The sequence below is a fragment of the Rothia nasimurium genome (assembly GCF_928381415.1).
GTDB lineage: Bacteria > Actinomycetota > Actinomycetes > Actinomycetales > Micrococcaceae > Rothia > Rothia nasimurium_H.
Window position 1 is genome coordinate 1 of record NZ_CAKMSF010000025.1, and the last position, 863, is coordinate 863.

1 protein-coding gene is annotated in these 863 nt (G+C 54.7%); it reads right to left on the bottom strand.

From position 1 onward, the window contains the following. Window positions 1-6 precede the first annotated feature (6 nt). Window positions 7-783, bottom strand: a complete 777-nt coding sequence (locus tag L7A20_RS11825; protein WP_237195762.1) for a transposase family protein — start codon at window positions 781-783, stop codon at window positions 7-9. Between the last annotated feature and the right edge of the window lie 80 nt (window positions 784-863).

Here is an 863-nt window from a genome sequence, read left to right on the forward strand (position 1 = left end):
TGAGGCTTATTCAAAAGTCCCACCCGCAGCCAAAAACACCAACCCCCGCACCACCGAAAACACCCGCCCATACAACCCCAACGGCCGCCTAAACCCCGTATGAAGAATCCGCCAAGTCTTGATGTGCGCGATAACCCGCTCCACCACCGACCGTAGCCGATTCACCACCCGGTTATTCCGCTTCTGCTCCCGGCTCAGCCGTTGGCCCGGCTTACGCCTGGCCGGGGTAGCCAACCCCAGACCCACATAGCCCTTATCAGCCAGAGTCGAGGAATCCAGCAGCTGATCTAGCCCGTGAACCTTGAAGGCATATGCATCATGCCTAGCCCCAGGCAACGGGTCAGTGATGGCTAGGAGTCTGCCATCTAGGGTGCAGATGACTTGGTGGTTGAATCCGGCTCGTTTGTGCTTTCCAGAGAAATTTGTTTTACCAAGTGAACGCCAATTCCACGTGGGTATCAGGGTCCCATCGATGACCAAAGATCCTGGTACTTTAAGGCTTTCTTTCAAAGGCTGAATCAGCGGAGTGAGAATCTTCTCCAGGGCCTTTTCGATGGTGTTGATAGCTCGTGAGACTGTCGATTGAGAGACAGCAAAAAGTTCTGCGAGGAGTTCTTCGGTGAGGTTATGGCGGTGGTAGAGCAGGGTGATTTTGAGGGCTTGGTTGAGGGTTAGCGCTGGTGGTCTTCCGCCTGGTTTTGACCAGGTGAGGTGATGGGTGAGGGCTGTGTGTAGCGTGGCGAATTGCGTGGCTGTGAGGCCGGTTGTACGCTGGTGTAGCAACGGTCTTGTCCGGTATGGCTTGAGGTTATTTGTAGAGATTTAACGCTCATATTTTTGCCGCGGGTGGGGCCGTTGTCTAG